This is a genomic window from Soonwooa sp. (assembly GCF_030151385.1).
GTDB lineage: Bacteria > Bacteroidota > Bacteroidia > Flavobacteriales > Weeksellaceae > Soonwooa.
The window spans coordinates 12672-25719 of sequence record NZ_JASLDS010000016.1 but is presented as its reverse complement, the minus strand read 5'-3'; the positions used below and the strand labels follow the sequence as shown (position 1 = coordinate 25719).

Below are 13048 nucleotides of genomic sequence, written 5' to 3'. Positions count from 1 at the left end.
TGGTAAATTTCTATTTTGATACATTAGTTACAAATTCTTCGAATTTGTTTCTTGGATTTTCAGATTTCATAAAATATTCGCCCATCAAAAATCCATCAAATCCTTTCTCTTTTAAAAAAATGAAGTCTTCCTCATCGTAAATTCCGCTTTCAGCAATGGATAAAATATCTTTAGGAAGTTGATTTTTAAGCATAACTGAATGTTGTAAATCGACCTTAAAATCTTTGAGATTTCGGTTGTTGATGCCAATAAAATCAACATTTTTATCAATATGTTTTAACTCTTCTTCTGAATGAATTTCTAGTAAAACTTCAAGATTAAGTTGGTGCGCTAAATCTGTAAATTCTGAAACTTGAGCAGGAGAAAGACAAGCAGCAATCAATAAAATAATATCAGCGCCAATTGCTTTTGCTTCGTAAAACTGATACTCATCTAGCATAAAATCTTTACGCAAAATTGGGATGTTAATGTGATTTCGAACAGAAATAATATCTTCAAAATTTCCTCCAAAAAAATCCGAATCTGTCAAAATAGAAACTGCACTTGCTCCAAATTTTTCGTAAGCTGTAACAACTTCCAAAGACGAAAATTGGTTGTTAATAAAGCCTTTGCTTGGGGATTGTCTTTTGAACTCTGCAATAATACCTGATTTGCTTTTTAACGTGTCTTTTAGTGAAAAAGTTTCTCTGTTAAAAAACTCGGAGTCTTTTAATTGTTGCAGGCTGACTTTCGTTTTTGAAACTTCAAGTTCTTGCTTTTTGCGTTGTATGATTTTGTCTAAAATTGTCATTCTGTTACTTAATTTTCTATTGTTTTAGAATCTGTGTCCCTACTTATCTCATTTCTTCAGTTTGTTATTTGAATCGATGAATCTTGTTCCTCGATTTGATTGGAACTCCTTTTTTTTTGTTTGGCAAAAAGCTTTTACAAAAAAAGTGGGAATACTTCGACTTTCCGCAGTATAAACTTCGGCGGAAAAGACGCACAAATATTAAAGTAAATTTTGAAAGGCTTTAAGTGCTTTTTTTGATGTTAAACTTTCGCTTGCTAAGGCCAAGCAATCTTCGTAATTACCATATTTTTCTGTGTTTAGTAAAGCCATTGCAGCATTAACGCACACGACTTTATTTTGAGCTTCCGTCGCATCGCCTTGTAAAACTGACATGAAGATTTTAGCTGCCTCAGCTTTGGTTTTTCCACCGAAAATATCTCTTGGTTTTAGATTGTTAAAACCTAAATCTTGCGCCGAAAATATCTTTTCACCTTGTTGTGTAAATACTTTGGAATCAGCTGTTAACGAAATTTCATCATAGCCATCCAGGGCATTAACCAACATGAAGTTTTTATTTTCTTTTTGAAGTAAATATTGATAAATGCGTGCGATTTCTAAGTTTGCAACACCAATTATCGAGTATTTTGGCTGCGCAGGATTCACTAAAGGTCCCATCAAGTTGAAAAATGTCTTCAAACCCAATTGTTTACGAAGCGGCGCCACAGTTTTTAATGCAGGATGAAACAAAGGCGCATGCAAAAAACAAATGTTGGCTTTTTCTAAATCTTGCTGTAAATCTGCATCATTTGACTTGAATTTATAACCCAATTCTTCTAAAACATTTGACGAGCCGCTTACCGAAGATGCTGCATAATTGCCATGTTTTGCTACTTTTTGACCTGCGCCAGCAACCACAAAACTCGCCAAAGTAGATATGTTGAACGTGTCTTTTCCGTCGCCTCCTGTCCCAACGATATCGACTACATCGTCCGTGCCAAGGTCAACTTTCGTACACAGTTGCAATAAAGCCTCACGAAATCCATCAAACTCGTCCAAAGTAATGCTGCGCATCATGAAAACCGTGATGAATGCTGTGACTTCGCTATCATTGAATTTGTTCATCGAAATTTCTGTTAAAATAGCTTTGGCTTCGGATTTTGAGAGCGTCTGATGATTGAAAAGATATTCTAAAATTTGTTTCATAATCTGTGGTGGTTTTTAGCGTTTTGTTTATGGTTTTTAGAATTAATTATTGCTAAAAACTAAATACTTAGTACCAAAAACTATTTTAAAAAGTTTTCTAAAATTTGTTTTCCTTGCGGTGTTAAAATACTTTCGGGATGATATTGCACAGCGTGAACGTCATACGTTTTGTGTTTTAAGCTCATAATCATGCCTTTATCATCGACTGATGTTATTTCTAATTCTTCGGGAAAGCCTTGTGGATTAACCGCCCAAGAATGATAACGTCCGACTTCTAAATTTTCTGGTAAATTCTTGAAAAGCGAATGTTCTTTAGTTTGTTTTGCTGTTGTAGCAACGCCATGATAAATCTCGGAAAGGTTGATTAAACTTCCTCCAAAAGCTTCGGCAATTGCTTGTTGACCAAGACAAACTCCAAAAATGGATTTGGTTGGCGCATAAGTTTTGATGACTTCTAAAAGTATTCCTGCTTCTGATGGAATTCCCGGACCAGGCGACAAAATAATTTTGTCATATTGGGCAATGTTTTCTAATGGAATTTCATCGTTTCTGAAAACGTCTATCTCGTGACCTGTGATTTGTTCTATCATCTGCACAAGGTTGTATGTAAAACTGTCGTAGTTGTCGAAGACGAGAATTTGGTTTTTCATGTTTTTATTTTTGAATTTTCAAATCAATTATTTCAAATAGGATTTTATCCTATTCTTTGTTAAGTCGTCCCTTTGGGACTCCTTGGTTTTTTGATAATTTATTATTCATTAATTGCAGCCCGACTTGAGCGGAACTCCTTTTTTTTAAGGCAAAAGCTTTGGTAAAAAGAGTGGGAGCGGAAGGCGGAAATGCTGCCCAAAAATTAATGCATTTTTTCGGCTTTTGAAATTGCTTTTTTGAGCGCTCCGAGTTTATTATTGACTTCTTGGAGTTCATTTTCTGGAATCGATTTTGCCACCAAACCTGCGCCAGCTTGGTAATACAAACGATTGTCCTTGCTCAAAAAGGTTCGAATCATAATCGCTTGATTACAACTGCCGTCGAAGCCAACAAATCCAATGCAACCAGCATAAAAACTTCGTGAGGTCTTTTCGTAGTCGTCAATTAATTGCATAGCGCGATATTTTGGCGCACCACTCAAAGTGCCTTGTGGAAAGGTTGTTGCAATCATTTCGTATGGATTTTGATTCTCTGAAACATCTGCGATAACTTCCGAAACCATGTGGATGACATGTGAGAAAAAATGGATTTCTTTGAGTTTTGAAACCATCGTATTTTTCCCATGAATACTCAAATCATTGCGTGCTAAATCGACCAACATGGTATGCTCTGCATTTTCTTTCGGGTCTTTTTTGAGTTCTTCAGCTGATTGTAAATCGATTTCTATATTTCCTGTTCGTTTGAAAGTTCCTGCAATAGGATGAATTATGGCTTTTCCATCTTTGATAATCAATTGACTTTCGGGACTGGATCCCATTAATTTGTAATCGCCATAATCGAAGAAAAACAAATAAGGCGACGGATTTATATTTCGCAAAGCACGGTAAACATTGAATTCGTCACCACGGAATTGTTGTTCGAATCTTCTGCTTAAAACCAATTGGAAAACGTCTCCACGGAAACAATGTTTTTTAGCAAGCTCCACCAAATCTAAATAGTCTTGATCAGTTAGATTGGAAGTTTCTTCTCCGATTTTTTCGAAAGGAAAAATTGGTGCATTTTTTTGATTGATAATGTTTTCGACCAAAGAAATTTCGGATTTTAGAGCATCGATTTTGTTTTCGATGATGTACATTTCGTCGTTGTGATGGTTGATTGCAATAACATATTGATATAATCTGTAACGAAGAAGTGGGATTTTGGTTTCGTCGCCTTTTTCTTTAAATTTAATATTCTCAAAGAAAGGAATGGCATCATAACTTGTATATCCAAAAAGTCCTTGAGCTTGTTTTCCAATTTCTAAACTTGATTTTTCGCAAATGAAACTTTTGGAAAAGTCTTGAAGAATCTCGGTTAGTTTTTGATTCTCTAATTGGACTTTAAAAGGATTTTCTAAAGGAAATTTTAGTTCTGCTTCGTTGTGATTTCGGATTTCGATGCCGGCGATTGCATTAATACAAATGAAAGAATAGTTTTTGTCATCGTTTTGATTTCCAGCACTTTCTAATAGAATTGTATCACGGAACTGATCGCGAAGTCTAAGGTAAATTCCGATTGGTGTGAAGAGATCAGCTAATTGAGATTTAACAGCTGTTTTGATTTGGATATTGCGTTTGATGTTCATCTTATGATTGTTTTTGTTTTGACCAAGCCGCAAAATCCCACAAAAAAGACTTTAACGGATTCGTCAAAGTCTTTGTGATTTAATATTTTATTTCTACACTATACAAAAAGCCGAATGGCTTCAAGACCTTGACCAAGATTTTGAAGACCACCACCAGTTTTTGTTTAATGATAAATTCATGAGGCAAATGTATAAATGTTTTTTAATAAAACAATATTATTTGTAAAAATTATTATTCAAATTTAAGAACGAACATGAAAGCATGTGTTTGCATTGTCGAAATACCAGCAGCCCAATAAGGTGCAGTTTCTGGGTTATCTGCTACAATTTCGTTATTCATAAAGAAAGTTCCACGGATTGCAGGTGTAAGCTTAAATCTGCTAAAGTAAAGTTGTATTCCCAATTCTGCTGTCCATCCAAAATTATGTGTGGTCGAACGAAAAATGTTATTCGAGTTATCTTCCACACTTTTTTCGTTTGATTGTAAATTCATCAAATAATTGACACCCGCAGCGGCGTAAGGTCTTGTATTGTACCATCTGTCACCATGCACTTCTAACAAAATCGGAACATCAAGATAAGTTGACTTCACATTTTTTACTTTTTCAATGTCTGTAAGGGGGTGGGTATCAAATGCCGGAAATTGTGATGTTCCGCCAGCATATTGATCATTCGACTGCGTATTAAAAGTATATTCTCTTTCAGTAAAGTGCAATCCTGGTTCAACGCGAAGATCAAGATAATCGTTAAGACGCATTTTACCAATAAGTCCTGCACCAAAACTAAAACCTGGTTTTGAAGTGATAAGATTTTGCTGACCATTCATCCCATAATGAGGATCCAAAACAAGTTTGGAGTCAAAATTATTGGCCGCAAGATAAAATCCCCAACTGAATTTTTGTGTATCAAAATCCTCAAGATTGTCAATTTTATCGCTTTTTCTGAAAATGTCCGTTAACTGCGCATTAGCTGTGAAGCTTGCCAGAAGTCCTAACGCTACAAGATGTTTTAGTTTCAGTTTTATCATCTTACTATTTTGTGGCTTTATAAATAGTTGCAATTCCTAGGCTTAACTTTTTGTATTCTACTTTTGTAAAACCTGTTTGCAATAATATATTTTTCATTTTTTCTCCAAAAGGAAAAGCATTTACAGAGTCTGGAAGATAAGTGTAAGCTCTATTATCTTTGGACACCAACTTGCCAATTGCAGGTAAAATGTTTTTAAAATAAAACATATAAAATGGACCCATAAATCCTTCAACTTTTGAGAACTCTAATATATAAACACTTTTGTTATTTTTCACAACTCTTTTTAATTCTGTTAAACCTTTTTCAAGATTTTCAAAATTACGAACACCAAAAGCTACTGTTACAGCGTCAAAATGATTGTCTTCAAAAGGTAAATGTTCTGCATCACCTTTTATCATTGTAATCTTATCCGATAGGTTTTGTTTTTTAACCTTTTCGATACCAACATTCAACATTTGTTGAGAAAGATCGAGCCCTGTTACTTGGGATTGCGTACCTTTTTGCACTGCAATTGCAAGATCTCCTGTTCCTGTTGCAACATCCAAAACACTTTTTGGTTGGTCTTTATTTAACCATTTAACCAAAGTATTTCGCCAAAGCACATCAATCTTCATTGACAAAACATGATTAAGAAGATCATATTTTGGTGCAATATTGTCGAACATGTCTTCGACTTGACTTTTTTTGCTGTTATCGCTGTTATATGGTGTTACTTTATTATGATCCAAAATTAAAATATATAATTAAACGTAAAAATTGATTAAAACTTATAGTTTTCTTTGTAATAATTAATAAAATCTTGTTTTCTAAAGATTTTGGTGCGGCTTTCTACCTTGTCGATATTTTTGATGACTTTGTTATAATCTTCATCAATATTAAAATAGAAATCTTCGTTGTATAGTTTGTTAGTTTTTTTGATGTTACCAAGGAAAGGTTTGCCATCAATCATCGTGCTTCCTTGCGCAAGGATCAAAGAATCTTTGTCTTGGAAATAGCCATAAAATTGTTTGAAAATGTAATAATCTTTATGCGTAATATTGATTAATCCCCTTTGATTCTGAACTTGAAAAGCAGAATCGTACAACATCTTTTTGTTTTGGTCAAAAACTTTGATGTTATTTTTTTCGCCTTTATTAAGATCAACTTTTAAATATTGACCAGATGACAATATTTTTTGATCGCCATTGTTGATACTAAAGTAATAAGTCTCGGGTGTTGGATTGTCCACCAAATAATAATTTGGTTTTGCCAAGAATATAAAATAGATTGCAAAAGCCATAATTGCTGCCAATAAAGCAAACAAAAATCCCTTTAGCGATGGGTTATTTTTTAACATTATTAATTTTAATCCTGTTGATTAGTTCTCAAAAAGACAATGTGCAAATTTAGTAATAATTTGTAAGAAAAATAGATGATAAATTTCGCTTTCTTGATGCAGATTTTGACTGTCGAATGGATGTGCATAGCATTTCTGTGAAATCATCTTTTAAAATTGAAAAAAATACGTAATTTTGTTTCTTTAATTTTTCAAAAATCTTCAATGCCAAATACAGTTATTATTGGCTCTGGATGTTATATACCAGAGAATGTTATTACCGGTTCTCACTTCATGGACTCAGTTTTTTTTGATGAAAACAACGAAAAAATTGATAAACCAAATGACGAAATCATTCAAAAGTTTGTTGATATTACAGAAATTGAAGAGAGACGTTACATCAGTGCAGGAGAATATAATTCGGATCTAGGATTTCGTGCTGCTACGCAAGCGATAGATGATGCTGGTATTGATAAAGAAGAAATTGATTATATTATCTATGCAACTAATTTTGGTGAAGTTGATGAAAGAGGAATACCGAATTTTATGCCTTCATTAGCTGCTAGATTGAAAAATAAATTGGGCATCAAAAACAGAAAATGTATTAATTATGATATGATTTTCGGTTGTCCAGGTTGGGTAGAGGCGCTTATTTTAGCTGATGTTTTGTTAAAATCTGGTCGTGCAAAAAATATACTTGTTGTGGGTGGCGAAACTTTGAGTCGCGTTACCGATAAGTTTGACAGAAACAAATTAATCTTTGCAGATGGCGCTGGTGCAGTCGTAGTAACAACTACGGATGAAGAAAATGTTGGGATAATTGCTGATTCCACAATTTGTGATAATGGTGAAGAACTATGTTATCTAGAAAATGGTCCTTCATTAAATTTAGACGATCCAGAATCTCGCTTATACATCAGAATGCGTGGCCGTAAAATCTACGAATATGCTTTGAAAAACGTTCCTGACGCTATTAAAGCAACCATCGAAAAAGCTAATTTGGATATTTCGGATATTGATAAAGTTTTGATTCATCAAGCTAATGCAAAAATGGATTATGCGATGATTTCGAGATTGTTCAAGCTTTATGGGATTAAAGATTATGATCATGCGATTTCGCCGATGACAATTCAGAAGTTCGGAAACTCTTCTGTGGCAACAGTTCCGACAATGTTTGATTTGATTAGAAAAGGTAAAATGGAAGGTCAAAGCTTCAAACCAGGTAGCAATATTATTTTCACTTCAGTTGGTGCTGGGATGAATATTAATTGCGTAATCTACCGTTTTCCAGCAGATAAAATTTAATTTATTTAAATAAAAATAAGTCAAAAAGGCACAAAGTAACAATTTGGTTTACTTTGTGCTTTTTCTTTTTAGAACTTTTTTAAAGAATGATTTAAAGATGATGAAAAATATTTTGGGAATAATTGTTTTTTTTATTCTCATCGAATTTTATATTTACCAAGCGGTTCGCACAGTTGTAAGCCAAACTTGGGCAAGAAATGCCTATTGGATTGTTACCGTTGCTGTCTACGCGATTATTATCTATTTGGTAACGCAGTTTGATCGAGCAAGTCGAAATCCTTTGCAGATCAATATTATTATGGGATTGATTTTGGTCTTTGTCCTGCCCAAACTTTTAACCTTTGTTTTTTTACTTTTCGAAGATATTATTAGGCTTTGTCGATATGGCTTCGAAGCGGTTTCTTCTGGACGCGATGCTGCGCATATGCCGAGTCGTAGGAAGTTTGTAAGTATTCTGGGCCTTGGAACGGCAGGACTTTTGTCGTATGCTTTTTTGGATGGGATGATTTTCGGAAAATACCGTCATCGTGTTAGAAAAGTGAAATTAAAATTAAAAGGTCTTCCAGAAAGCTTTAAAGGTTACAAGATTGTTCAGATTTCGGATGTTCACAGCGGTACTTTTCAAGAACCTGCAAAATTGCAACATGCCATTGATTTGATCAATCAACAAAAGCCAGATTTGGTTTTGTTCACAGGAGATATGGTTAATAATTATGCTGACGAGTTCAAACCTTTTATTAATTTGTTTAAAACTATTCAGGCGAAAGATGGTAAGTTTTCGGTGCTTGGCAATCACGATTATGGTGGTTATGGAAAATTTAATTCTAAAGAAGAAGAGCGTCAAAATGTTCCTAATTTAATACAATATCAAAAGGAAGCTGGCTTTAAAATGCTACAAAACGAAAATCTTAGCATCGAAAAAAATGGTGATAAAATCTATCTTCTTGGTGTCGAAAACTGGGGCGAAAAACCTTTTCCTCAATATGGAGATTTAGACAAAGCTTTGCAAGATGTGCCAGAAGATTCTGTTAAAATTTTGATGTCTCACGATCCAACACATTTCGATTTTGCCGTTAAAAACCATCCTAATTTTGTGCATTTAACATTGTCTGGTCATACACACGGAATGCAGTTTGGTGTGGATCTCAAAAATGTTAAATGGTCGCCAGTCGAATACAAATACAAAAAATGGATGGATCTGTATGAAAGTAATGGTCGCTATCTCTATGTTAACCGAGGTTTTGGTGTAATCGGATATTCGGGAAGAGTAGGGATTTTACCAGAAATTACCTTGTTTGAGTTAAGTTAAATTTTTTCTAAAATAAAGTAAAGCCTTCCAGAGTTTAAAATTCTGAAAGGCTTTTATTTTTTAGTATGTTGTTAAAAGTTTAAAACAAATAATCCTTCATTCTCGAAGTTGCGATTTCGTTTTCGTCGATAAATTCTAAAAAAGAAAGCAGTTTGTCTTCGAATTTTTTTCCGAGATTAAATTTTTTATAAAATGGAAATTTATAGGGAAGATTTTCCTTTTCATAAAGTTGCCAAGCATTCATATAGACTTGGACATAATCTTCATTTTGCAAAGTTTCCAAAATCATATTTTCATAAAACTTAAGAGGTGTCATCTGGAAAACATAATCATTAAAAGGAAGTTGAGAATAGGGCGACAAAGATTCTGGAACAATTGCCAAAGAATTTTCGTAATACAATTGTGTTTTTTCCTTTTTTAAACGTCTAAAGACAAAACCAATGTTAGAATGTTCGATATTAGAAACATAGGAAAAGCCTAAAGCTCTAATGTCTTTTTCGGGAAGTCGAAGAAGTTTTTGGCGAAGTCCTCGCACACTTTTTTGAAGTTGATCTTCGAGATTATTTTTAACAATTTCGATTTCTGCAACCGATGAAACAATGTTGTAAAGCGCAACTTCGTGTCCTGCGGCGGTTAACTTTTTTAGTGTTTTGCTCAGTCGTTCAGCAATTCTGACTTCAACAAAAAAAGTCACCAAAATAGAATAAATCTCAATGTCGCTAAGAAAGCTTTCGAGATTGTGTTCCAAAGATGCTATCAAGCTTTCGTCGTCCAGCTTTGGATTGGCGCGATCTTCTCCAAAAGGAATTGTAAGATTGAAACTTAGCAACAGCATCTTTAGAACATATTATTTGACTTATTTGGCCAATTTTACTTTTAGATTTTTAATCATGTCTTCCGACATTTTTTTGATGTCAAAATCATAACTAAGTCCCCAATCTTTTTTTGCAACAGAATCGTCGATGCTTGCTGGCCACGAATCTGCAATCGCTTGACGGAAATCAGGCTCATATTTAATCGTGAAATCAGGGATGATTTTTGTAATTTCTTCAGCCAATTCTTTAGGATTAAAACTCATGCCTCCAAGATTGTAAGACGTTCTAACTTTCACATCTTCTTTTGGTACAGTCATCAATTTAATCGTAGCATTAATGGCGTCATCCATGTACAACATTGGCATTTTAGTATCTTCTTTGATGAAGCTTGTATAGGTTCCATTTTCCACAGCTTCGTAAAAAATTTCTACTGCATAATCTGTTGTTCCACCACCAGCAGGTGCTTTCCAAGATATTAAACCTGGATAACGGATACTTCTCACATCAACACCATATTTATCAAAATAATACTCACACCATTTTTCACCAGCCATTTTGGAAATTCCATAAACTGTTGATGGGTTAAGTACAACTTCTTGTCCAACGTTTTCTTTCGGAAGACCTTTACCAAAAACGGCGATAGAACTTGGCCAAAATATTTTGCTGATAAGACCTTGTTTTGCAAGTTCGCAAAGGTGAAGAAGTGGCTCTAGATTAAGTTTCCACGCGAAAAGTGGTTGCTTTTCTGACGTCCCAGAAAGTAGGGAAGCTAAGTGGTAAACTGTTGTAATTTTATGTTCTTTGATAAAGTTGGTCATCGCGTCAAAGTTGCTAACGTCCAATCTTTCGTAATGTCCAGCTTCTGTAATGCCTTCTTTCCATTTGTCAAGACCAGATGCAAACACATTTTCTTTACCGTAAAGTTCAACTAATTTTAATGTTAATTCGGTGCCGATTTGTCCCAAAGCACCAGTCACAAGAATGCGTTCTGTATGGCTACTCATAATTACTTTTTATGTTATGCAAAACTAAATAAAAATAACTGCTCACCGAAATTTTTAATTGAAATTGTCCACAATTTTATGATGATAAATTTTCGATTCCCAAGAATTATTAAGTACCTTAGTTTCATTAAAATTTAAGAAATGAAACCTATTCTGAGACTTCAAGATTTTATTAAAATAAAAGACAATCCCGAGATCCGAATTTATGATGTAAGAACTGGACCAAACGCCGTTGAGAACTACAAAAGTGAACATGTCAAAAATGCTGCTTATGTTAGTTTGGATAAGGATTTAGCAGAGATTGGCGATTTCAAAATTGGTGGCAGACATCCATTGCCAAGTGCTGAAAAGTTTGCCGAAACTTTAGGGAATTTAGGAATAAATCCTAATTCACATGTTGTGATTTATGATGATAAAAATGGAGGCAATGCTGCGGCGAGATTTTGGTGGATGTTAAAAGCGCTTGGTCACGAGAAAGTGCAAGTTTTGGATGGCGGACTTCAACATGCAAAGGCCAACAATATTGAAATAGAATCAGGCGATTTTAAATATGAAAAAACGCATTATCCAAGCTCTAATTGGAATTTGCCAACGATAAAAATTGACGATGTCGAAAAGGCAACACAAGACAAAGATTTTGTGATTATTGATGTTCGTGAAAACCAAAGATATGCTGGCATTACAGAACCGATAGATTTGATTGCTGGTCATATCCCGAATGCGATTAATATTCCGTTTGCTGAGAATCTTGACGATAATGGAAACTTCAAAACGTCGGAAGAACTTCATGAAAAATACAAAGATATTTTTGATAAACATTCTAAAAATCAAATTGTTGTGCACTGTGGTTCTGGTGTAACAGCTTGTCACACCTTGTTGGCGATGAGCGAAGCCGGTTACGAAATTCCAAATTTGTATGTTGGTTCTTGGAGCGAATGGTCTCGAAATAAATTATAATTGATTGATTCTAAATGAAATATTCTTTTAAAAACGATTACACCGAAGCTTGTCATCCTAATATTTTGAAAGCTTTGGTGGATACCAATTCGGTGCAGCAATTGGGTTATGGACACGACGATTATTGCAATCAAGCTGCTGTTATTTTTCGTTCAAAAATTAAAAATGAGAATGCGGGCGTTTTTTTTGTAAGTGGCGGAACGCAAGCCAATCTGTTGGTGATTTCTTCTATGTTAAAACCTTTTGAAAGCGTTATTGCAGCACAAACTGGACATATTGAATCCAACGAAACTGGTGCTATCGAAGCAGTTGGTCATAAGATTAATTTGATTCCAACAGATAACGGAAAAATAACAACGGAGGGCATCCAAAAAATACTCGATACGCATCTCAATATTCCGCATCAAGTTCGTCCAAAGTTGGTTTATATCTCGAATACAACAGAAGTCGGGTCACATTATACTAAATCTGAGTTGGAAGATTTGTACCAATTTTGTCAGTCAAAAGATCTTTTGTTTTTTATCGATGGAGCAAGATTATCCCAAGCGATTGCGATTCCAGAAGCGAATTTAAGTTTAGAAGTTATTGCTAAAAATTGTGATGTGTTTTACTTTGGTGGAACAAAAAATGGCGCGTTAATCGGTGAAGCTATTATTTTTAACAACGAAAAATTGTGTGAAGATTTTCCTTATTTCATCAAACAAAAAGGCGCGATGTTGGCGAAAGGAAGATTGTTGGGCATTCAGTTTTTAGAATTGTTAAAAGACGATTTGTATTTAAAACTCGGAGAACATGCGAATCAGCAAACACAGAAAATTAAAAATGCTTTCGTCGAAAAAGGTGTTAAGTTTTTGACCGAATCTTCAAGCAATCAGATTTTCCCGATTCTTAAAAAAGGAAATATTGAAGTTTTACAATCCAAATTTGATTTTTATGTTTGGAAAGAAATTGATGATAACTTCGCTGCAATACGTTTAATTTGTTCTTGGGCAACGCCTGATGAAGCCATTGAAGAGTTTGTTACCGCTATCCAAAATTTGAAATAGATTAAAAAAAGAGAATCA

13 protein-coding genes are annotated in these 13048 nt (G+C 34.3%); 4 read left to right on the top strand and 9 right to left on the bottom strand.

Annotated elements, in window-relative coordinates; translation table 11 throughout:
• Window positions 1–10: 10 nt before the first annotated feature.
• The 7 genes from trpC to Q1V95_RS02180 form a co-directional block, all read right to left on the bottom strand.
• Window positions 11–790, bottom strand: a complete 780-nt coding sequence (gene trpC / locus Q1V95_RS02210) for an indole-3-glycerol phosphate synthase TrpC (protein ID WP_300669820.1) — start codon at window positions 788–790, stop codon at window positions 11–13.
• A 201-nt stretch (window positions 791–991) separates the two neighbouring features.
• Window positions 992–1975, bottom strand: a complete 984-nt coding sequence (gene trpD, locus Q1V95_RS02205; protein WP_300669818.1) for an anthranilate phosphoribosyltransferase — start codon at window positions 1973–1975, stop codon at window positions 992–994.
• Window positions 1976–2055: 80 nt separating this feature from the next.
• A complete protein-coding gene (locus Q1V95_RS02200) occupies window positions 2056–2625 on the bottom strand; it encodes an aminodeoxychorismate/anthranilate synthase component II (RefSeq protein ID WP_300669817.1) in 570 nt (189 codons plus the stop codon).
• 203 nt (window positions 2626–2828) lie between these two features.
• On the bottom strand, window positions 2829–4250 hold the full coding sequence (locus Q1V95_RS02195) for an anthranilate synthase component I family protein (protein ID WP_300669815.1): 1422 nt from the start codon (window positions 4248–4250) through the stop codon (window positions 2829–2831).
• Between the two features lie 232 nt (window positions 4251–4482).
• Window positions 4483–5277 carry a porin family protein gene (locus tag Q1V95_RS02190; RefSeq protein WP_300669809.1) on the bottom strand — a complete coding sequence of 265 codons (795 nt, stop codon included), beginning with the start codon at window positions 5275–5277 and terminating at the stop codon, window positions 4483–4485.
• A gap of 4 nt (window positions 5278–5281) precedes the next feature.
• Complete coding sequence (gene ubiE / locus Q1V95_RS02185; RefSeq protein ID WP_300669806.1) at window positions 5282–6007, bottom strand: bifunctional demethylmenaquinone methyltransferase/2-methoxy-6-polyprenyl-1,4-benzoquinol methylase UbiE; 726 nt, start codon at window positions 6005–6007, stop codon at window positions 5282–5284.
• A gap of 32 nt (window positions 6008–6039) precedes the next feature.
• Complete coding sequence (locus Q1V95_RS02180; RefSeq protein ID WP_300669804.1) at window positions 6040–6615, bottom strand: hypothetical protein; 576 nt, start codon at window positions 6613–6615, stop codon at window positions 6040–6042.
• Window positions 6616–6819: 204 nt separating this feature from the next.
• Here Q1V95_RS02180 and Q1V95_RS02175 point away from each other — a divergent pair, with 204 nt between their 5' ends.
• Together Q1V95_RS02175 and Q1V95_RS02170 are read left to right on the top strand one after the other, a co-directional pair.
• Window positions 6820–7899, top strand: coding sequence for a 3-oxoacyl-ACP synthase III family protein (locus Q1V95_RS02175; RefSeq protein ID WP_300669802.1), 1080 nt, complete (start codon window positions 6820–6822; stop codon window positions 7897–7899).
• 97 nt (window positions 7900–7996) lie between these two features.
• Window positions 7997–9208, top strand: coding sequence for a metallophosphoesterase (locus Q1V95_RS02170; RefSeq protein WP_300669800.1), 1212 nt, complete (start codon window positions 7997–7999; stop codon window positions 9206–9208).
• A gap of 79 nt (window positions 9209–9287) precedes the next feature.
• On the opposite strand, the gene Q1V95_RS02165 is transcribed toward Q1V95_RS02170, so the two are convergent.
• Window positions 9288–10043, bottom strand: coding sequence for a polysaccharide deacetylase (locus tag Q1V95_RS02165; protein WP_300669798.1), 756 nt, complete (start codon window positions 10041–10043; stop codon window positions 9288–9290).
• A 21-nt stretch (window positions 10044–10064) separates the two neighbouring features.
• The gene (locus Q1V95_RS02160; RefSeq protein WP_300669796.1) at window positions 10065–11027 is read right to left on the bottom strand and encodes an NAD-dependent epimerase/dehydratase family protein; all 963 of its coding nucleotides are present in this window, start codon (window positions 11025–11027) and stop codon (window positions 10065–10067) included.
• A gap of 141 nt (window positions 11028–11168) precedes the next feature.
• Between Q1V95_RS02160 and Q1V95_RS02155 the strand changes: the two genes are divergently transcribed.
• Together Q1V95_RS02155 and Q1V95_RS02150 are read left to right on the top strand one after the other, a co-directional pair.
• On the top strand, window positions 11169–11984 hold the full coding sequence (locus Q1V95_RS02155) for a sulfurtransferase (RefSeq protein ID WP_300669794.1): 816 nt from the start codon (window positions 11169–11171) through the stop codon (window positions 11982–11984).
• A 14-nt stretch (window positions 11985–11998) separates the two neighbouring features.
• Window positions 11999–13030, top strand: a complete 1032-nt coding sequence (locus Q1V95_RS02150) for an aminotransferase class V-fold PLP-dependent enzyme (RefSeq protein ID WP_300669792.1) — start codon at window positions 11999–12001, stop codon at window positions 13028–13030.
• Window positions 13031–13048: the final 18 nt, after the last annotated feature.

Excerpts from the sequence above, each read along its gene's own strand:
- Q1V95_RS02190 (WP_300669809.1), bottom strand. The coding sequence starts at position 5,277 with ATGATAAAACTGAAACTAAAACATCTTGTAGCGTTAGGACTTCTGGCA.
- Q1V95_RS02200 (WP_300669817.1), bottom strand. The coding sequence starts at position 2,625 with ATGAAAAACCAAATTCTCGTCTTCGACAACTACGACAGTTTTACATAC.
- Q1V95_RS02175 (WP_300669802.1), top strand. The coding sequence starts at position 6,820 with ATGCCAAATACAGTTATTATTGGCTCTGGATGTTATATACCAGAGAAT.
- Q1V95_RS02150 (WP_300669792.1), top strand. The coding sequence starts at position 11,999 with ATGAAATATTCTTTTAAAAACGATTACACCGAAGCTTGTCATCCTAAT.
- Q1V95_RS02165 (WP_300669798.1), bottom strand. The coding sequence starts at position 10,043 with ATGCTGTTGCTAAGTTTCAATCTTACAATTCCTTTTGGAGAAGATCGC.
- Q1V95_RS02180 (WP_300669804.1), bottom strand. The coding sequence starts at position 6,615 with ATGTTAAAAAATAACCCATCGCTAAAGGGATTTTTGTTTGCTTTATTG.
- Q1V95_RS02155 (WP_300669794.1), top strand. The coding sequence starts at position 11,169 with ATGAAACCTATTCTGAGACTTCAAGATTTTATTAAAATAAAAGACAAT.
- Q1V95_RS02170 (WP_300669800.1), top strand. The coding sequence starts at position 7,997 with ATGATGAAAAATATTTTGGGAATAATTGTTTTTTTTATTCTCATCGAA.
- Q1V95_RS02195 (WP_300669815.1), bottom strand. The coding sequence starts at position 4,250 with ATGAACATCAAACGCAATATCCAAATCAAAACAGCTGTTAAATCTCAA.
- Q1V95_RS02160 (WP_300669796.1), bottom strand. The coding sequence starts at position 11,027 with ATGAGTAGCCATACAGAACGCATTCTTGTGACTGGTGCTTTGGGACAA.
- trpD (WP_300669818.1), bottom strand. The coding sequence starts at position 1,975 with ATGAAACAAATTTTAGAATATCTTTTCAATCATCAGACGCTCTCAAAA.
- trpC (WP_300669820.1), bottom strand. The coding sequence starts at position 790 with ATGACAATTTTAGACAAAATCATACAACGCAAAAAGCAAGAACTTGAA.